This is a genomic window from Bacillus sp. AFS029637, assembly GCF_002584985.1.
Taxonomy (GTDB): domain Bacteria; phylum Bacillota; class Bacilli; order Bacillales; family Bacillaceae_G; genus Bacillus_A.
The window spans coordinates 256,434-274,749 of sequence record NZ_NUPZ01000023.1 but is presented as its reverse complement, the minus strand read 5'-3'; the positions used below and the strand labels follow the sequence as shown (position 1 = coordinate 274,749).

General features: G+C 36.8%; 20 protein-coding genes and 1 riboswitch. Of the genes, 9 read left to right on the top strand and 11 right to left on the bottom strand.

Annotation, left to right across the window (positions count from 1 at the left end):
* Positions 1-76: 76 nt before the first annotated feature.
* A complete protein-coding gene (locus tag COE49_RS12635) occupies positions 77-1,666 on the top strand; it encodes a bifunctional metallophosphatase/5'-nucleotidase (RefSeq protein WP_088231051.1) in 1,590 nt (529 codons plus the stop codon).
* 94 nt (positions 1,667-1,760) lie between these two features.
* Here COE49_RS12635 and COE49_RS12630 read toward each other — a convergent pair whose 3' ends face one another.
* Entirely contained in the window at positions 1,761-2,237 is a 477-nt protein-coding gene (locus tag COE49_RS12630) for a ribbon-helix-helix domain-containing protein (RefSeq protein ID WP_098356846.1), read from the bottom strand.
* 121 nt (positions 2,238-2,358) lie between these two features.
* Here COE49_RS12630 and COE49_RS12625 point away from each other — a divergent pair, with 121 nt between their 5' ends.
* Both COE49_RS12625 and COE49_RS12620 read left to right on the top strand, forming a co-directional pair.
* On the top strand, positions 2,359-3,357 hold the full coding sequence (locus COE49_RS12625; protein ID WP_088231049.1) for an alpha/beta fold hydrolase: 999 nt from the start codon (positions 2,359-2,361) through the stop codon (positions 3,355-3,357).
* Between the two features lie 129 nt (positions 3,358-3,486).
* Entirely contained in the window at positions 3,487-4,806 is a 1,320-nt protein-coding gene (locus COE49_RS12620) for a Na+/H+ antiporter family protein (protein ID WP_088231048.1), read from the top strand.
* A gap of 12 nt (positions 4,807-4,818) precedes the next feature.
* On the opposite strand, the gene COE49_RS12615 is transcribed toward COE49_RS12620, so the two are convergent.
* Together COE49_RS12615 and COE49_RS12610 are read right to left on the bottom strand one after the other, a co-directional pair.
* Entirely contained in the window at positions 4,819-5,694 is an 876-nt protein-coding gene (locus tag COE49_RS12615) for a LacI family DNA-binding transcriptional regulator (RefSeq protein ID WP_088231047.1), read from the bottom strand.
* Between the two features lie 99 nt (positions 5,695-5,793).
* A complete protein-coding gene (locus COE49_RS12610; protein ID WP_098253388.1) occupies positions 5,794-6,276 on the bottom strand; it encodes a GNAT family N-acetyltransferase in 483 nt (160 codons plus the stop codon).
* Between the two features lie 81 nt (positions 6,277-6,357).
* Here COE49_RS12610 and COE49_RS12605 point away from each other — a divergent pair, with 81 nt between their 5' ends.
* Positions 6,358-7,281: an alpha/beta hydrolase gene (locus COE49_RS12605; RefSeq protein ID WP_098356845.1), complete on the top strand. Its 924-nt coding sequence runs from the start codon at positions 6,358-6,360 to the stop codon at positions 7,279-7,281.
* 10 nt (positions 7,282-7,291) lie between these two features.
* Here the strand turns inward: COE49_RS12605 and COE49_RS12600 are convergent, their stop codons facing one another.
* Complete coding sequence (locus tag COE49_RS12600; protein WP_088231044.1) at positions 7,292-7,537, bottom strand: DUF2552 family protein; 246 nt, start codon at positions 7,535-7,537, stop codon at positions 7,292-7,294.
* A 139-nt stretch (positions 7,538-7,676) separates the two neighbouring features.
* Here COE49_RS12600 and COE49_RS27305 point away from each other — a divergent pair, with 139 nt between their 5' ends.
* The 5 genes from COE49_RS27305 to ribH all read left to right on the top strand — a co-directional run bounded on the left by COE49_RS27305 (position 7,677) and on the right by ribH (position 11,950).
* On the top strand, positions 7,677-7,883 hold the full coding sequence (locus tag COE49_RS27305) for a CDGSH iron-sulfur domain-containing protein (protein ID WP_001151582.1): 207 nt from the start codon (positions 7,677-7,679) through the stop codon (positions 7,881-7,883).
* Positions 7,884-8,073: 190 nt separating this feature from the next.
* A riboswitch (FMN riboswitch) is annotated at positions 8,074-8,217 on the top strand.
* Between the two features lie 308 nt (positions 8,218-8,525).
* Entirely contained in the window at positions 8,526-9,638 is a 1,113-nt protein-coding gene (gene ribD, locus COE49_RS12590; protein ID WP_098356843.1) for a bifunctional diaminohydroxyphosphoribosylaminopyrimidine deaminase/5-amino-6-(5-phosphoribosylamino)uracil reductase RibD, read from the top strand.
* On the top strand, positions 9,620-10,264 hold the full coding sequence (gene ribE, locus COE49_RS12585) for a riboflavin synthase subunit alpha (protein WP_098356842.1): 645 nt from the start codon (positions 9,620-9,622) through the stop codon (positions 10,262-10,264). Before ribD ends, ribE begins: the two co-directional genes overlap by 19 nt.
* 12 nt (positions 10,265-10,276) lie before the next feature.
* The gene (gene ribBA / locus COE49_RS12580) at positions 10,277-11,470 is read left to right on the top strand and encodes a bifunctional 3,4-dihydroxy-2-butanone 4-phosphate synthase/GTP cyclohydrolase II (RefSeq protein ID WP_098356841.1); all 1,194 of its coding nucleotides are present in this window, start codon (positions 10,277-10,279) and stop codon (positions 11,468-11,470) included.
* Between the two features lie 18 nt (positions 11,471-11,488).
* Positions 11,489-11,950 (top strand): 6,7-dimethyl-8-ribityllumazine synthase, encoded by a 462-nt coding sequence (gene ribH / locus COE49_RS12575; protein ID WP_000230892.1) that lies wholly within the window; start codon positions 11,489-11,491, stop codon positions 11,948-11,950.
* A gap of 24 nt (positions 11,951-11,974) precedes the next feature.
* Here ribH and COE49_RS12570 read toward each other — a convergent pair whose 3' ends face one another.
* From COE49_RS12570 to bioA, 7 genes are all read right to left on the bottom strand, one after another.
* Entirely contained in the window at positions 11,975-12,295 is a 321-nt protein-coding gene (locus tag COE49_RS12570; protein WP_088231039.1) for a hypothetical protein, read from the bottom strand.
* Between the two features lie 181 nt (positions 12,296-12,476).
* Positions 12,477-13,475: a biotin synthase gene (bioB, locus tag COE49_RS12565; protein WP_000815850.1), complete on the bottom strand. Its 999-nt coding sequence runs from the start codon at positions 13,473-13,475 to the stop codon at positions 12,477-12,479.
* A gap of 1 nt (position 13,476) precedes the next feature.
* Entirely contained in the window at positions 13,477-14,286 is an 810-nt protein-coding gene (bioC, locus tag COE49_RS12560) for a malonyl-ACP O-methyltransferase BioC (protein ID WP_098253384.1), read from the bottom strand.
* Positions 14,252-14,992, bottom strand: coding sequence for an alpha/beta fold hydrolase (locus COE49_RS12555; RefSeq protein WP_098253383.1), 741 nt, complete (start codon positions 14,990-14,992; stop codon positions 14,252-14,254). Before COE49_RS12555 ends, bioC begins: the two co-directional genes overlap by 35 nt.
* Complete coding sequence (bioF, locus tag COE49_RS12550; protein WP_098356840.1) at positions 14,989-16,176, bottom strand: 8-amino-7-oxononanoate synthase; 1,188 nt, start codon at positions 16,174-16,176, stop codon at positions 14,989-14,991. Before bioF ends, COE49_RS12555 begins: the two co-directional genes overlap by 4 nt.
* Positions 16,142-16,870 carry a dethiobiotin synthase gene (bioD, locus tag COE49_RS12545; protein WP_088231035.1) on the bottom strand — a complete coding sequence of 243 codons (729 nt, stop codon included), beginning with the start codon at positions 16,868-16,870 and terminating at the stop codon, positions 16,142-16,144. The genes bioF and bioD overlap by 35 nt, the downstream gene beginning before the upstream one ends.
* Positions 16,867-18,258, bottom strand: a complete 1,392-nt coding sequence (gene bioA, locus COE49_RS12540) for an adenosylmethionine--8-amino-7-oxononanoate transaminase (protein WP_088231034.1) — start codon at positions 18,256-18,258, stop codon at positions 16,867-16,869. Before bioA ends, bioD begins: the two co-directional genes overlap by 4 nt.
* Positions 18,259-18,316 lie beyond the last annotated feature (58 nt).

The following is an 18,316-nucleotide window of genomic DNA, read 5'->3' as shown; positions in this document are numbered from 1 at the left end:
TATTGTGGATATAATCCTATGAATCTATTAAAATTATGTCGTATGATGTCAGATTATAAAAAAGGAGACATGAATTATGTGGAAAAAAATTATCCCTGCCGTTGCTGTTTTAAGCACTATTACTTTTTCAAGCGTATTTGCCGCTCCCCCATCTCAGACTCCAGCTGAACAAAATCGCTACATAGACGTACAAATGCTTGGTATTAATGATTTCCATGGACAACTAGATACTGTAAAAAAAATTAATAACAAAGAAGCTGGTGGCGCTGATTACTTAGCCACTTATTTAAAAGAACGTAAAAAACAAAATCCGAATACACTTCTCGTACATGCTGGCGATGTTGTCGGAGCTAGTCCACCAGTTTCAGCATTGTTACAAGATGAACCAACAATTGAATTTTTAAATGACTTAAAATTTGATGTTGGTACAATCGGAAACCATGAATTTGATGAAGGTATCGATGAAATGAAACGCCTCATTTACGGTGGATATCACGAAAAAACAGGGAATTTCAAAGGTGCTAACTTCCCTTATGTAGCTGCTAACTTTTATAACAAGTCAACTGGTCGCTTATTTTTACCACCATTTACTGTAAAAATGGTAGATGGTGTTCCTGTAGGATTCATCGGCGTTGTTACAACTGATACACCAAATGTCGTTATGCCTACTATGCTTAAAAATGTACAGATCACTGACGAAGTTGAAGCTATTAATAAATCAGCGCAACAGTTAAAGCGTCTCGGCGTTAAATCCATTGTCGTCCTTGCACATGTTGGCGGAACGACTGATGAATCTGGTGTAACAAATGGCGACCTTAACCGAATTGCAAATGAAACGGATCCAGAAGTTGATGTCATTTTCGGTGGGCATAGTCATACGTATGTAAATGGTACAGTTAATAATAAGCTTATCGTACAGGCGAACTCTTACGGAACGGCTTTTTCAGACGTAGATGTAAAGATTGACCGTAAAACAAAAAACATTGTAAAGAAAAAAGCTGAAGTTATTACAACATATCATGAAGGTGTAGAACCTGATAAACAAGTAAAGCAAAAACTAGATCAATATAAAGAAAAAATCGCACCACTTGTAAATGAAGTTGTAGGAAAATCTACAGCACCTATTGACCGTAAACAAAACGATGCTGGTGAGTCCACTCTCGGAAATGTAATTGCCGATGCACAGCGCCAAACGATGCAAGCTCAAATCGCACTTATGAATCCTGGTGGCATTCGTAATGACTTAGACGCTGGCGATATTACATGGGGCGAATTATACGGTATTCAGCCTTTTGGAAATCAATTGATTAAATTGGATTTAACAGGTCAAGATATTCGCGATATTTTAAATCAACAATGGCAAAAAGGTACAACAAGAATGCTCCAAATTTCAGGTATTCAATATACTTGGGATGCAAGCAAACCAAACGGTGAAAAAGTGACAAGTATTAACTTAACGAATGGCGAAGAATTATCTCCATCTAAAACATACAGCGTAGTTGCGAATGCTTTCTTAGCTTCTGGTGGTGACGGATTCGTATCATTTAAAAATGGGAAGAATTCAGAAACTGGTCCAAACGACTTTGAAGCGCTAGTCGATTATGTGAAACAATTAAAAGAACCAATTCAGCCAGTTATTGATGGAAGAATTCAAAAAATAAATTAAGTACGCTATGTACAAACAACCTTTATTTTACTTGTAATATATGTGAACCCCAAAAAGGATACTCGTTCTTAAAATGAACATAGTATCCTTTTCTTTAGTTACCAAAATGTGATGTTTTGCTAACACCATATTGTTGTAAAAATTGTAGTAACGCCTCTTCGACAAGTTTAGATTTTTGAATCCCTTTCGATTCTGATATAACATCTAATTTCGCTAATATTTCTACATTAATAGAAAAGGTACGTTTCTTTTTCTCTATACTTTTACTCATAATTGGTGCACTTACTTCTTCTCTTTTGCTTAATAATTCATAAATACTTTGTAATTGCTCATAAATTAATAGTTGATAATCTGTTTTCGCATATTGAAGGGCGGTCGCTTCTTGGAGTTGTAAGTGACGTGGTTCTTCTCCATCTCCTACAAAAATACGTTTCTTCTGCTCTCCATCATATTCGTATCCAATCAATCTCAATTTCTTCGATAATGTATAGGGACTTATTTCAAGGCGCTTTGCTATAATAGCGATTGATTCACGTCTATTTAGACAATCTATAATTTCTCCAATCGTCACAATTTCCCTCCTCCCGTGTTGAAATGACACTAGTATGGTATGTTACAATGATTTTCTAACAGTATATGCAAAACGAATAGCCTGTGCGATTCGTATGATTTCAGAAAAGGAGGGTTTCAATATGCTTTTTCGTAGCTATACCCCACAGTTTTATAATGAAAATAAACAACTCATTCCTAATAGTATCGCTACGATGGAAAGCGTTATGATTAATAATCGAAAACAAACTCTCCTTATGCGCGGGCAAAACGTAGAGCAACCTATTTTATTATGCTGTCACGGTGGACCGGGCATGGCACAAATCGGATTTATTCGTCATTTTCAAAAAGAATTGGAGAAACACTTCATCGTTATTAATTGGGATCAGCGCGGGGCGGGTAAATCCTTTTCAATGAAAGATTTCGGGGCAACTTTTACAATCGAACAATTCGTTTCCGATGCACAAGAAGTTATTCAGTATGTACTTAAAAGGTTCAACAAACAAAAACTATTTCTCGCTGGCCATTCTTGGGGAAGTATTATCGGGCTTAACATAGCACATCAATATCCACAGTATATCGAGGCTTACATCGGTATTGGACAGATTGTACATATGAAACAAAACGAAGAATTACTATATCAGCATTTAATTAACTCTGCTAAAAAACATGATCATAAAAAAGCATTAGCTTCCCTTTTAAAATTAGGGAAACCACCATTTTTAGATACGAGACGTCTCATTATTCAAAGAAAGTGGCTTGGCACATTCGGAGGAGCAATCCAAAACGGATCTTCCTTTTCTTTCATACGAAAAGGTTTCTTTTCTCCTGAATATACGCTATTAGACTGGTTTAAGTTTCTCGCAGGAAATTTAAAATCTGGCGTTTTATGGGAAGAAATGCTGACAATTGATTTCTTTTCTTCTATTGCAAGTTTATCTATTCCAGTTTATTTTTTTTCTGGTCGCTATGATTATCAAACTCCTTATGCACTCGTTCAAGAATATTGTGATGTGATAGAAGCGCCCATAAAAAAGATGATTTGGTTCCCAAATTCAGCACATTCTCCTGATTTAGAAGAACCGGAATTATTCGCTAATTCTTTGCAATCAATTAAACAAGAGCTAGCTTTTCAGCATTAGTAACAAAAGGCTCTTTTACATTTCATAGAAAACATTTTATAATAATATGTCGCAAGTATGTATAAATATAGCGAAGTACTTCATATTTACTTGCTTTAACAGAATAAAAATTAGGAGATTACATTTATTATGAATGCTGTACTCGTCGCAGTAGCAGTCATGCTATTGCTTAGTTTGTTACGTGTCCAGGTCATTGTCGCCATCATTGTTGGAGCTTTAACAGGCGGACTTATCGGTGGACTCGGTATTTCAGAAACAATTAACACTTTTACAACTGGTCTTGGAAACAGTGCTCCTATCGCTTTAAGTTATGCAATGCTTGGCGGTTTCGCTATTTCCCTTTCCAAAACAGGACTTCCAGATGCTATGATTCAAACCGCATTAAAATGGGTTGGCAACGAACAAGACACAAAAAAACAAATTTATTCTAAAATACTTATTTTATTCATCATTTTAACAATGGCTTGTTTCTCACAAAATGTTATTCCTGTTCATATCGCTTTCATCCCTATCTTAATTCCAGCACTTTTAAAAGTATTAAATGAGTTGAAAGTGGATCGCAGACTTGTTACATGTATTATTACATTCGGGTTGATTACTCCTTATATGTGGGTTCCAGCTGGATTCGGAAAGATATTCCATGACGTATTACAAACAAATGCTGCACAAAGTGGTCTTACATTTGATGTTACACTTATTCCAAAAGCGATGACGATTCCCTCAATCGGTATGATTATCGGGCTATGTGTAGCAGTATTTATTACGTACCGAAAACCTCGTACGTATGAAACAGAACAAATTCATACTGCAGCAAATGAAATCGTTCCCTATACAAAGCGAAGTATTACTTTCGGGCTAGTATCTATCTTAGCTACATTGACTGTTCAATTAGCAACAGAATCAATGATTTTCGGTGCTTTAGCAGGGATTATCGTCTTGTCAGTTAGTGGTAGTCTACCGCTTAAAGAAGCAGACGCGATATTAACGAGCGGAATGCGCATGATGTCCTTTATCGGATTTGTTATGATTTCAGCAGCTGGATTCGGCGCTGTTCTTCGAAAAACAGGACATGTTGAATCGCTTGTGCAAACGAGTGCACAGATAATCGGAAATAACAAACCACTTGCTGCATTTCTTATGCTCGTTATTGGACTGCTCGTTACGATGGGAATTGGTTCATCCTTTTCAACTATCCCTATCTTAACAACAATTTTTGTACCTCTTTGCATCCAGCTCGGATTTAGTCCAATGGCCACCATTGCAATTATCGGTACAGCAGGAGCGCTAGGCGATGCAGGATCTCCAGCATCAGATAGTACACTTGGACCAACATCCGGTTTAAATGCTGATGGTCAACATCATCATATATGGGATACATGTGTACCAACTTTTCTGCATTATAATATACCGTTACTTATATTTGGCTTCATTGCGGCCATTACATTATAAAAGGTGCGTTTTTTACAACGCACCTTTTACTTTTATTTTTCCAATTAATTTTTGAAAAGCTATTTTCCCATTTTCTTCGACATATCTTTCAATCGTCGGTAGCGATGGACCTATCCATCCACACTCTATACTCCCGTTAGGTCCAATAATTTGTAATTTATCTGGTATAGGGATATTTAAAACTTTCGCTGCTCGGATTAACTCAATAGCAATCGTATCACTTGAGATTACAATTCCATCTATATACGGATGATTTTGTAGTAATGTAATGAATTGTTTATTCGTATACCCTTGTACACTTTCCTCTCGATAAGAGATTCCTTCCTCCCAAACAGCGTCTAAAAATCCTGATATATGCTCTTCTACTTCTTCGCTTTCATCTCCCTCACCGATATAAGCAAGAAAGTGACAACCTTTCTCTTTCAATAAAGAAACAGCTCTCTGTCCACCTTCATAATACTCTGTAAGAGATTGTTTTTCATCAATCACTACAAACGGAAATGCAATTTCTCCTATACTTTTAAAAACTGATTTTGTCAAAATAACCCCTGCAACGTTATTTTGCTTTAACATATGTATATATTTATCTTTATTCTTTATATTACAAACAATTATTTGATATCCTTCTTCATATGCTATTTCTTCCATACAATGTAGCAAAGTGATGTTTGATGGATTACATAAATTATCTACAAGTAATGCAATTATCGTTGAGTTTTGTTTAAATAATGGTTTTGCCGCACTATTTGGTCTATAATGTAATTCCTCAATTGCTTCCTTTACTTGTTTTACTGTGTCCTCATGAACGTATCCTTTTTCATTAATAACTCTTGAAACAGTTGCGACTGAAACACCTGCCAATTTTGCAACATCACGTATAGTTGCCACATCGTCACCCCTTAATATGGTAATAGATTACAATTTTACGGTAACTTAAATTACAATTTCCGTCAAGGGTAATAACTTATATTTCTGAAAATTGTTACATCACTTCATTATACGATATTCTAGCTGAATTTCATGTAATATCGGGATTCGATCATACCCAATACGTGGAATTTCTTTCTTTATTTTTCGTGCCTCTTCCACTGCGTTCACATATAAATTTGTCATCATGAAATTACGTTTTTGGTAAAAACGTAATGCATTCATATTATCATTCGTTGTAATGAGCCAAATCTGCCTGCACCCTTCTTCTTCAGCAACTTGTAATACACAATCCACAAGTTTCGTCCCTATTCCTTTTCTTTCTTCAAAGCTATCTAACGATACAATTTCGCACATATTTCCGGTCACTTCATACGTTATAATTCCGATTATTCTGTCTTCAAATAGTGCAACAAATCCTGGCAACTCTTCTAACTGATGCCCCTTACCACGTGAAACCATCAATGAGCTTCCCCAATTCTCACACATGAACATTCGAATTGTCTCTTTCATCGCTGGCGTAATTTTTTGTATATGCAGCATTTCCTATTTCTCCCCTTTTATATCCATGTGATACAATGTAAGTGTATCACATGTAACGGTATTTGGAGGATGAGGTAAAGTATGAAACGTTTTTTTGCAGCATTGTTTACTATACTAGGTGCGATAACTGCCCTTGGAATTTTCTTTACAAATAAAGTGATGTACTTAAAGAAAAAAACAGAGGAAGAAGTTCTAGAACGAGAAACGAAAAAACATTTTCGTATAGAAGATTTTGATGCTCTTCATAAAGAAGAAATTCATATTCCTTCGCAATTCGGATATGATCTTCATGGATATTACATTCCTGCTGGTCATTCCAACAAATTTATGGTTTTCTGTCACGGCGTAACTGTAAATAAAATGAACTCTGTAAAATATGCAAACTTATTTTTAAACAGAGGATATAACGTCTTGATTTACGATCATCGTCGACATGGTAAAACTGGCGGGAAAACAACAAGCTATGGATACTATGAAAAACATGATTTAAAATCCGTAGTTGACTGGCTAAAAAGTCGTTTTGGCACAAATATAACACTCGGTATTCATGGTGAATCCATGGGGGCTGCAACACTTCTTCAATACGCAGGACTTGTAGAAGATGGTGCCGATTTTTATATTGCAGATTGTCCTTTCTCTGATTTTTACGGACAATTACAGCACCGTTTAAAGGTTGAATTCCATTTACCAAAGTGGCCTTTATTGCCTTTAGCAAATGCTTTTTTAAAAGTTCGTGACGGTTATACGATTCGTGAAGTTTCACCAATCGACTGTATCAAAAATATTAATAATCCCGTTCTCTTTATTCATAGTAAAGATGACGATTATATTTTAGCTGATATGACGAAAGCTTTATATGAAGCAAAAGAAAATAATAAACAACTTTATATTGCAGAACACGGTGCACACGCTTGCTCTTATAACGAAAATAAGGAAGAGTATGAAACAGCCGTCGATCAATTTTTAAACACATACGTAAAAGAAACAAAAAACAGGCTTGCATAAGCCTGTTTTTTTATTGCGCTAAAACGTCTGTAACTTGTTCCATATTTTCAGAAATCCACTTTACCGCTTCATCTAGTGTTGGAAATTCTGTCGTTTGAAACGTTACCTCATCTTGAAGTAACCAAACATCTTTTACTTCTTGTCCTACACCTGCAATGGACCAATGTAACAAACTATATGGATGATTATCATTCAAAAATGATGCCCACGTGCGCTCATTTGCAATATTTCGTAATGTACGTAATTGTTTATCCATCTTTCGTCACCTTACTCTAGTCAGTTATAAAAAACATTATAACACTCTCTTCTCTTCCAAAGAAAGTGCTCTTTTTATATTGTCAAGTACTTCCCTTGATTATATGATGAAACTAAGCGTTTGGAAAGGAGGGATAGCATTGGCAAAAGTACAAATTAAAGTAAATGATAATGGCTCTTTTCGCGTTACAGGGGACGTGGAACTAGTCGACTCACAAGGAAATGTATTCCCAGCAAAACCGGCATTTTCTTTATGCCGTTGTGGCTTATCAAAAAACATGCCTTATTGCGATGCTTCGCATAAAGGGAAATTCGAATCTGTTGTTAGAGCACCAGAGGCAGAGTAATAAGGCAAGTAACATGCACATTTCTTTGTGCATGTTTTTTCTTTTAATCAAAACCTGTATAGCCCTTTCCCTAACAACATTTCTAATACTTTTGTCTCCATTCCAACCTCTATGTATTTTCACACAATTCTTCACATTCGAATATTTTTTGCTAGCCTTTTTTCTTTTTTGTGCTATAATTTGACCAAACAGCATCCTTCGGGGTCGGGTGAAATTCCCAACCGGCGGTGATGAAGTGAAAACTTCTAAGTCCGTGACCCGTTTTCAACTCGAAAACGGTGGATCTAGTGAAACTCTAGGGCCGACAGTATAGTCTGGATGGGAGAAGGATATGTTTCTAGTTTTTTATATAGTGAATACACTTTTATTTCAGTATGCATATTTTTAAAGTTTCATTTTGAAGCTGTATATATGCTTAGTTTTCTATACTCATTTTTTATACTGAAATAAAAAAGAGACAACTAGCGTTTAAAAAATTTGATATCTTTGCTAGGTTTTTTCCTTATGCAAAAATATCAATCATCGTTAGGTTTCTTTCCTATACTTTCGTATTCGAACTATATTTCTAGAAATCACGTCTCCCAAACCCCAAGGATATTAATTCCTTGGGGTTTTTTGATTTTTTTAGGAGAGGTGAAGAGAATGACAGATCAAGAATATATGAGGATTGCCTTGCAGTTAGCAAAAACTACATCAGGACAAACGAGTCCAAATCCTATGGTTGGTGCTGTTGTTGTAAACGATGGAAACATCGTCGGTATGGGCGCTCACTTACATGCTGGTGAAGAACACGCAGAAGTTCACGCCCTTCATATGGCTGGTGCGAACGCCAAAAACGCTACCGTTTATGTAACACTTGAACCGTGTAGCCACTTTGGGAAAACACCTCCTTGCTGTGAATTACTCATCAAAAAAGAAGTCAAACGCGTTGTCATTGCTACCCTTGATTGTAACCCACTCGTTTCTGGTAATGGAAAAAGGAGATTAGAAGAAGCTGGCATCGAAGTAACTACCGGTGTTCTTGAGGAAGAAGCCACTTTACTAAACCGATACTTTTTTCACTATATGAAAACGAAACGACCGTTTGTAACAATTAAAACAGCGATGAGCTTAGACGGAAAAACAGCAACTACAACTGGTGAAAGTAAATGGATCACAGGTGAAGAAGCACGAGCTGATGTTCACCAATACCGCCATACACATGATGCAATTCTTGTCGGGGTGAATACGGTTATAGCTGATAATCCGCATTTAACAACAAGAATTCCTAACGGGGGTAAACATCCTATACGCGTTATTTTGGATACCCATTTACGAACGCCACCATCTTCCCATGTCATGACAGACGGTGTAGCACCGACATGGATTATTGTCGGGAAGGATGTAAATAAAGAAAAAATAGCTTCTTATGAATCTGAAAATATAGCTATATTCCAAATGAGAACAAAGCAAATTGAAATCCAAGATGTCTTATACCTACTCGGCGAAAAACAGATACTTTCTCTTTTCGTCGAAGGTGGGCAAACAGTGCATGCAAGTTTTTTAAAAACAAACAATTTCAATGAAATTGTAACCTATATAAGCCCGAAATTAATTGGTGGTAAAGATGCCCCTACTCTATTTGGAGGAAATGGTTTTTCAAAATTACAAGATGCACTTCCCTTGAAAATTCAAGAGATGAAACAAATTGGCGATGATATAAAAATCGTTGCGAATGCTCAAAGTGAGGTGACGAAATGTTTACAGGAATTGTAGAAGAATTAGGAACGATAACAAACATGCAACAAAGCGGAGAAGCGATGAAATTAACGATCCATGCAAATAAAATTTTATCAGATGTTCACTTAGGTGATAGTATCGCGGTTAACGGTATTTGCTTAACTGTAACGAGTTTTACATCTACTTCATTTACAGTTGATGCAATGCCTGAAACGATGCAATCAACCTCACTTCGCCTGCTTAAATCCCACTCTAAAGTAAATTTAGAGCGAGCTATGGCTGCAAACGGACGATTCGGTGGACATTTCGTTTCAGGACATATTGATGGCATCGGGACGATTTTAACTAAAAAACAACATTACAATGCCGTCTATTACAAAATAGCAATTTCTGATGAATTGCTGCGCTATTGTTTGCATAAAGGGTCTGTTGCTGTTGATGGAACGAGTTTAACGATATTTGATTTAGACGAATCTTCCATAACAATTTCACTCATCCCGCACACAGTAAGCGAATCTGTCATCGGAGAAAAGAATGCCGGAGACATCGTAAACATTGAGTGTGACATGATTGGTAAATATATCGAACGCTTTATTACTAAACCTGTAAAAAGAACAGGCTCAATGACCGAGAGCTTTTTACAAGAAAATGGATTTCTATAAGGGGGAAGTATAATGTTTCATCGTATTGAAGAAGCTCTAGAAGATTTAAAACAAGGAAAAGTCGTTATCGTATGTGATGATGAAAACCGTGAAAATGAAGGTGATTTTATTGCTTTAGCAGAGTATATTACACCGGAAACGATTAATTTTATGATTACACACGGTCGCGGTCTCGTTTGTGTACCAATTACGGAAGGGTACGCGGAGCGCCTACAATTAGAACCAATGGTATCTCATAATACAGATTCGCATCATACTGCGTTTACAGTGAGCATTGATCATGTTTCTACCACAACAGGGATTAGCGCTCACGAACGTGCAACTACGATACAAGAATTGTTAAACCCTGCATCAAAAAGTGCTGATTTCAATCGTCCTGGGCATATCTTTCCATTAATTGCGAAAGAAGGCGGTGTACTGCGCCGTGCAGGTCATACAGAAGCTGCTGTTGATTTGGCAAAGCTGTGCGGAACTGAGCCAGCTGGAGTCATTTGCGAGATTATAAATGAGGACGGTACGATGGCGCGTGTACCTGATTTAATAGCGTGTGCAAAACAATTTGATATAAAAATGATAACAATAGAAGATTTAATTGCTTATCGCCGCCATCATGAAACGCTTGTGACGAGAGAAGTGGAAATTACACTACCTACAGATTTCGGTACTTTCCATGCAATTGGCTATTCTAATTCATTAGATTCAAAAGAACATATCGCACTCGTAAAAGGTGATATTTCAACAGGTGAACCAATGCTCGTCCGCGTTCATTCTGAATGCTTAACAGGTGATGTATTTGGTTCATGCCGCTGTGATTGCGGACCACAGCTACACGCTGCACTTGCTCAAATTGAGCGAGAAGGAAAAGGTGTCCTTCTCTATATGAGACAAGAAGGACGAGGAATTGGCCTTCTTAATAAGCTTCGCGCTTATAAATTACAAGAAGAAGGATTCGATACTGTAGAAGCAAATGAAAAGCTTGGGTTCCCAGCTGACCTTCGCGATTACGGTATTGGCGCTCAAATTTTAAAAGATTTAGGCTTACAAAGTTTACGACTATTAACGAATAATCCACGAAAAATTGCTGGCTTACAAGGTTACGATTTAGAAGTAATCGAGCGTGTTCCATTGCAAATGCCAGCAAAAAAAGAGAATAAAACGTATTTACAAACGAAAGTAAACAAATTAGGACACTTATTAAACTTATAATTAAGGGAGAGATTTATTATGGTATTCGAAGGTCATTTAGTTGGTACAGGTTTAAAAGTTGGGGTTGTTGTTGGACGTTTTAATGAATTTATTACAAGCAAGTTACTCGGCGGTGCTTTAGACGGATTAAAGCGTCACGGTGTAGAAGAAAACGATATTGATGTTGCATGGGTTCCTGGTGCATTTGAAATTCCTTTAATCGCTAAAAAGATGGCTAATAGCGGAAAGTATGATGCTGTTATTACGTTAGGTACTGTAATTCGAGGTGCTACAACGCATTACGATTACGTTTGTAATGAAGTAGCAAAAGGTGTTGCATCTTTATCACTACAAACAGACATACCAGTTATTTTCGGTGTATTAACGACAGAAACAATTGAACAAGCGATTGAACGTGCAGGTACAAAAGCTGGTAATAAAGGCTATGAATCAGCAGTTGCTGCAATTGAAATGGCTCACTTATCAAAACAATGGGCATAAAAAAAGAGGCTACGGCCTCTTTTTTTATTTCCTTACCTTTTTCCGTACATCTTGTATTAATTCATCCATCGTTTTCCCTTCTGTTTGTATACGAAGAGTTTGCGCTGTTCTCCATACATTCTCTCTTTTTTTCGCTTCTTCTATAATAGTAATTTCTTTTCGTACTTCTTTTAAATCTTTCCCTTCCGTTTTCAAGCCAAAATGTTCTGCTTTCGTTCGAAAATGTTGTTCAATTCTTTGTTGCATTTCTTTTTGTTCAGGATTTTCGGCGGCCTTAACTGGATCAGCACTTATTGCTTTTATTAAAATTAGACAAGTCATAATCGCTAATATGTATTTGTACATGTAAAATCCTCCAACCCAATATAAATTACATATTTACTATGTACAACTAATGCTTGGAAAATTCGTCCACCAAAATTATTTTTTTCGCTCAAAAACCAATAGTATCAAGCGTTCCCAACTATTTATTACATTTTATTTACAAAAAAAGCAAACTCTTTTACAAGTTTGCTTTTTCTCTATCTTATAATGCACATTCCTCAATTTCGAATCCTAAATCTTCTATCATACCCCAGTCCGCAGTCGGCTCTTGCCCAGCTGTCGTTAAGTAATCGCCAACAAAGATAGAATTTGCTGCAAATAAACCGAGCGGCTGTACAGATCGCAAATTGATTTCGCGTCCTCCTGAAATACGAATTTCTTTTGTTGGGTTTACAAAACGCATCATCGCCAGCACCTTTAAACATTCTACAGGTGTTAACTCTTTTTGTCCTTCAAGCGGCGTTCCCTTTACAGCCACAAGGAAATTACATGGAATTGAATCTGCATCTATACGTTGTAATTCAAATGCAATTTCAGCACGCTCTTCTATTGTCTCTCCCATTCCAAAAATCGCCCCAGAGCATGGTGAAATACCAGCTTGTTTCGCTTTTTGAACTGTATCAACACGATCGTCATACGTATGCGTTGAGCAAATGCTATCATAATTGTTTGCGTGCGTATTTAAGTTATGGTTATAACGATGTACGCCTGCTTCCGCTAAGCGTCCTGCTTGATCTTCATTTAAGAAACCTAAACAACAACAAATCTTCAAATCTGTCGTATCACGAATCTCTTTAACGGCTCCAATTACATGATTTACTTCTTTATCCGTCGGACGACGACCAGATGCTACAATACAATATGTACCCGCTTTACGGCGAATCGCTTCATGCGCCCCTTCTACAATCTTTTCCTGCGTTAACCATGCATATTTATCAATCGGTGCTTCTGAAATAATAGACTGTGAACAATACCCACAATCTTCAGGACATAATCCAGATTTCGTATTAATAATCATGTTTAATTTTATTTTTTTACCAAAGTGATGATGGCGGATAATATAAGCTGCATTCATAATTTCTAAAACCTCTGTATCGTCAGCCTCTAATATCGCTATTGCATCTTCTTTCGTAATCATTTTCTCTTCTACTACGTCGTATGCAAGTTTCTTCCAATCCCTTTTTGTTTGTACTTGTTTCATTTCATCTCTTCCCCTCTTTTGTTATATGCACAAATAAAGCATGATACGTTGCCATTATCCCTTCTTTTTCCGTGAAGTCTCTTTCGTATATACGAAGCATCGTACGAAAGAGTGAAGGACTTTGACAGTAAGACTCTTCATTACTATTGGTCGCTCCTACTTTTCGAATAGAATGTAGAAACTCCTTAACTTCTGTAAAACGCTCTATGTAACATGTTTCAGAAACATGCACATCCCCTGTTTCTATCTTGCATATATGAAACAACTGATCTTTCGAATAAAAACGTTGACCAATCACTGTTTCATTTTGTATATTTTTTTCTTCTTTCGCCCGCTGGAACGAAGCATGCAATTCTTGAAATGTTTCATGTCCAAACGTTGAAAAGAGTAATAGTCCATCTATAGACAAATGATGAAATAAATTTCTTATCACTTGTTTTAAATCATTTAGCCATTGAAATGTGGCATTCGAAATAATGACATCATATGTTTCTTCAAGTTGTAATCTTTCGATATCCTCACAGTAAAACGTTACATTTTTCACGTTTTGTCTAGTTTTCGCAACTGCAATCATACTTTCAGCAAAATCAACAGCTGTAATATGCGCTTTCGGAAATAAGTCTGATAATTGCTCTGTGACATAACCTGTTCCGCATCCAAGTTCTAAAATACGTATCGATGATGTTTCACTATATCGCCGCTTCAATATAGAAAGTAACGAATGTGCCATCTTTTTTTGTACATTTGCATATTGATCGTAGGATACAGCCGCCCCATTAAACCGTTTTTGTAGTAACGTTTTGTTGATCATGTCGTATCCCCTCTACAAATTGAATGATTTCATTTGCGCAATATTCAAAATTCGTTACGCATAACACATGTCCAGCCTCACTTACTATTTTTAGCTTAGCATTTGTATTCTCTGTCATACTATGAGCTGCGGATAATGGACATATCACATCCTGCTCTCCATGAAGAAGTAACAACGGGACTTTGATATCTGTTAATTCGTTTCTCATATCTGTTTCTATTAAATAATCTAAGCCTAATTGTAAAGACTGAATGGAGTCTCCTTTAAAATGCAGCGCAATCTCTTCAAAACTCGTATTCTCCTTCAGCTCATTTTTTGTAAACATATTTTCATAGAACCGCTTGAGCGTATCTTCTTTCTTTCTCACCAAATTCTTTTTCAGCCGTTCTACATGCAAATCATTCCATCCACTCGTATAGTCGCTCGTATTTGTAAATTTAGCGGTACCACCAATTAGTACAATACCTTTCGCCTCAATCTTTTTATGAGCTTGAACTGCCGCTAACGCTCCTAGTGACCATCCAACTAAAATTACATTTTCATCCTTTGCTACATCTATTATTCGCCCAGCAAATTCACTTTGTTCTTTCACGTTACGCCAATTGATACATCGAACAGAATATTCTTTAAAGTACGGTAGAACTAAAGTCCAAACACCTTCTTCCATTCCCCACCCAGGAATAAAAATAATCTTTAGCTCTTTCATACTAAAAACCCCTCTTCTTTACCAATGCGTACAATATGCTGAATAGCCCATTTCAAATCAGCTATTGTATGTTGTGACGTAACTGCAAAGCGAATTCGGGAACTACCAACCGGAACAGTTGGCGGACGAATTGCAATGGCTGCGATACCTACCTCTTGTAACCTTTCACTAAACCGTAAAGCATTTTCATTTGAACCGACTACAATCGGTACAATATGTGTTGAGCTATTCCCAATGTCAAAACCAGCTTCTTGTAAATGCGTCCTGAAATATGCACCATTCGCTATCAGTCGCTCTCTTCTTTCGTTATCTTCTTTCACAATTTCAATTGCTTTTTGCACTGCTCCTAATGTTCCTGGTGGTAAAGCTGTAGTAAAAATAAAGCTTCTCATCATATTTTGTAAGTACTCTATATAAATGGAATCGCCCGTTAAATACGCACCATAACACCCTAGAGCCTTACTAAACGTCCCCATATGTATATCAATTTTTTGAGCAATATCTTTTTCTATATGAGATAATCCAGCTCCATCGATGCCATATATTCCACTTGCATGTGCTTCATCAACTATAATGATTGCCCCGTATTTCTCTTTAATTTGCACTAACTCTCTTAAATATGCAGTATCTCCATCCATACTAAAAACAGTATCTGTTACGATTAATTTCCGTTTTTCAGGTGACGCTATTTTCAATAGCTTCTCTAAATGATCCAAATCATTATGACGATATCTTTTATGTTCTGCCCCGCTTAATATAATTCCATCAACGATACTTGCATGATTTAATTTGTCACTAAAAACAATATCGTGACGACAGGCTAATGAAGAAATCACGCCAACATTTGCGGTATATCCACTATTTACGATTAAAGCTTTTTCAGTGCCTTTCCAATCGCATATACTTCTCTCAACCTCTTCATACAATGGATAATTTCCTACAACGAGACGAGATGCTGTCGCTCCAGTTCCATATTTTCTTGTGCAGGCGATAGCAGCTTCTTTCAACCTTTCATCCCCAGCTAATCCTAAATAATTATTCGATGCTAAATTTAGCATCCTTTTCTTATTTCGAATAAGCCATGTCTCTTCGGATCGCTCTGTTCCATGCAAATTGCGATACTGCCCTTGTTCCTTTAGTTGTTCTACTTTAGATAGAAGATGCGCGCGCCATGTTTGATTCATTTTGGATGAGCTCCTCTAATTTTGAAATCATAATATGCTCTTTTGCCGCTTCTAATAATTCTTCCTTTGTAAACTCTCCTTCAAGGAATGGTAATAACCCTAAAACCGGCACTCCACTTAACTCCTCAATCATTATTTTATTTTCTTGCACTCTTTCTTTTTCACATTCTTTACAACCAGATAAAATTACACCTGCTACTGTTAAGCCATGTGCTTTTGCATAAGAAATTGTTAAAACAGTATGATTAACTGTCCCTAGTGTAGGACGCGCTACTACAATAAGAGGAAGCTGTAATTCTTTTGCCAAATCAATCACTAAAGCATCTTCTGTATATGGGACTGCAAGCCCACCAGCCCCTTCTACAAATAGGCTATTAAACTCTTTTCGTAGTTCATTATAGTGACTAGTAATTTCTTTTAACGTTACTGTCCTCCCAGCTCTTTTCATAGCCAGTCTCGGAGCAAGCGGTTCTTCAATAGAATAAGGGCAAATTTCTTCTTCTCTTGTCGGTACACCTGATAATACTTTTAACCTCGCTGCATCTCCCTCTAGGTTTGATGCAACATGTCCGCTTTGCAACGGTTTATATACCCCTATGTTATATCCCAATTCTCTAAATACACCTGCTAATGCACCGGCAACTACAGTTTTTCCAACTTCAGTATCCGTTGCCGTTATGAAAAAACCGCTCATGATTCTCCCTCCGTAACATCCGATATTGATTTATATAAAATGCGTAACATATCATCAATCTCATCAATTGTAGAGGCAAGAGGAGGCATAAATACAATCGTATTACCGAGTGGTCGTAAAATCATGCCCAGCTCTCTTGAGCGTTTACATACTTGAACACCAACTCTCTCTGTCCATTCAAACGATTCTTTCGTTTCCTTATTCTTCACAAGTTCAATTCCAACCATTAACCCACACTGACGAATATCTCCTACGTGCTTATATTCATTAAGCGCTTCTAATTGCTCCGCTACATATTCTGTTTTATGCGCAACAGCTTCTATTAACTTAGTTTTTTCATATAGTTCTAGATTCGCGATTGCTACAGCACACCCTAAAGGATTGCCTGTATAACTATGCCCATGGAAAAATGTTTTTTGTTCCTCATACTCTCCTAAGAAGGCATTATATATTTCGTCTGTCGTTACTGTAACTGCAATTGGTAAATAACCGCCCGTTAAACCTTTTCCGGCCGTTAAAATGTCTGGCGTCACATTTTCATGTTCACACGCAAACATTTTCCCCGTACGCCCAAATCCAGTCGCTACTTCGTCTGTAATAAATAAAACGTTATATTTTGTACATAAATTACGTAACCCTTTTAAATATCCTTTTGGCATTGTAATCATGCCCCCAGCACCTTGCATTAAAGGTTCTACAATAATTGCCGCGATTTCTTCATGTTTTTCTTTCAGCAATTCTTCCATTTCTTCTAAATGTCTATTCACAATTTCTTCCTTGTCATTTCCGTAAGGAGAACGATATGTATACGGATACGGCATTTTAATTGCCTCAAATAATAGTGAACTATACACTTGGTGAAACAAGTCTATCGCTCCTACTGAAACCGCTCCAATTGTATCACCGTGATACGCTTCTTTTAATGTAACAAATCTTTGTTTCTTCGGTTTTCCTTTATGCTGCCAATATTGAAATGCCATCTTAATTGCAATTTCAACAGCTGTTGAACCAGAGTCTGAATAGAATACTTTCTTCAACCCTTCTGGTACAACATCAATTATTTTTTCTGCTAATAAAATAGATGGAACATTAGCAAGCCCTAACATAGTAGAATGCGCAATTTTATTTAATTGCTCGCGAATTGCCTCATCTAGTTCCGGTACTTGATGCCCATGAACATTTAACCAAATAGACGAAACACCGTCCCAGTATTCATTTCCATTCACGTCGTATAACTTTCTTCCCTCTCCACGTTCAATAATGACAGGATCTTCTTCTAAATAATCCTTCATTTGTGTAAATGGGTGCCATACGTAAGCTTTATTTTTCTCCGATAATTCTTCATATGTATAAGGCGATTTTTCAGTCGTATTACTATTAATAGTCACAATTGCCACCCCTAATGTTAACTAGTTTATAAATATAGTTAACATTAAAATTAAATGA

Coding starts and splice junctions, on each gene's coding strand:
- COE49_RS12635 (WP_088231051.1), top strand. CDS start 77: ATGTGGAAAAAAATTATCCCTGCCGTTGCTGTTTTAAGCACTATTACT.
- COE49_RS12625 (WP_088231049.1), top strand. CDS start 2,359: ATGCTTTTTCGTAGCTATACCCCACAGTTTTATAATGAAAATAAACAA.
- COE49_RS12620 (WP_088231048.1), top strand. CDS start 3,487: ATGAATGCTGTACTCGTCGCAGTAGCAGTCATGCTATTGCTTAGTTTG.
- COE49_RS12610 (WP_098253388.1), bottom strand. CDS start 6,276: ATGCTGCATATACAAAAAATTACGCCAGCGATGAAAGAGACAATTCGA.
- COE49_RS12605 (WP_098356845.1), top strand. CDS start 6,358: ATGAAACGTTTTTTTGCAGCATTGTTTACTATACTAGGTGCGATAACT.
- COE49_RS12600 (WP_088231044.1), bottom strand. CDS start 7,537: ATGGATAAACAATTACGTACATTACGAAATATTGCAAATGAGCGCACG.
- ribD (WP_098356843.1), top strand. CDS start 8,526: ATGACAGATCAAGAATATATGAGGATTGCCTTGCAGTTAGCAAAAACT.
- ribE (WP_098356842.1), top strand. CDS start 9,620: ATGTTTACAGGAATTGTAGAAGAATTAGGAACGATAACAAACATGCAA.
- ribBA (WP_098356841.1), top strand. CDS start 10,277: ATGTTTCATCGTATTGAAGAAGCTCTAGAAGATTTAAAACAAGGAAAA.
- ribH (WP_000230892.1), top strand. CDS start 11,489: ATGGTATTCGAAGGTCATTTAGTTGGTACAGGTTTAAAAGTTGGGGTT.
- COE49_RS12570 (WP_088231039.1), bottom strand. CDS start 12,295: ATGTACAAATACATATTAGCGATTATGACTTGTCTAATTTTAATAAAA.
- bioB (WP_000815850.1), bottom strand. CDS start 13,475: ATGAAACAAGTACAAACAAAAAGGGATTGGAAGAAACTTGCATACGAC.
- bioC (WP_098253384.1), bottom strand. CDS start 14,286: ATGATCAACAAAACGTTACTACAAAAACGGTTTAATGGGGCGGCTGTA.
- COE49_RS12555 (WP_098253383.1), bottom strand. CDS start 14,992: ATGAAAGAGCTAAAGATTATTTTTATTCCTGGGTGGGGAATGGAAGAA.
- bioF (WP_098356840.1), bottom strand. CDS start 16,176: ATGAATCAAACATGGCGCGCGCATCTTCTATCTAAAGTAGAACAACTA.
- bioD (WP_088231035.1), bottom strand. CDS start 16,870: ATGAGCGGTTTTTTCATAACGGCAACGGATACTGAAGTTGGAAAAACT.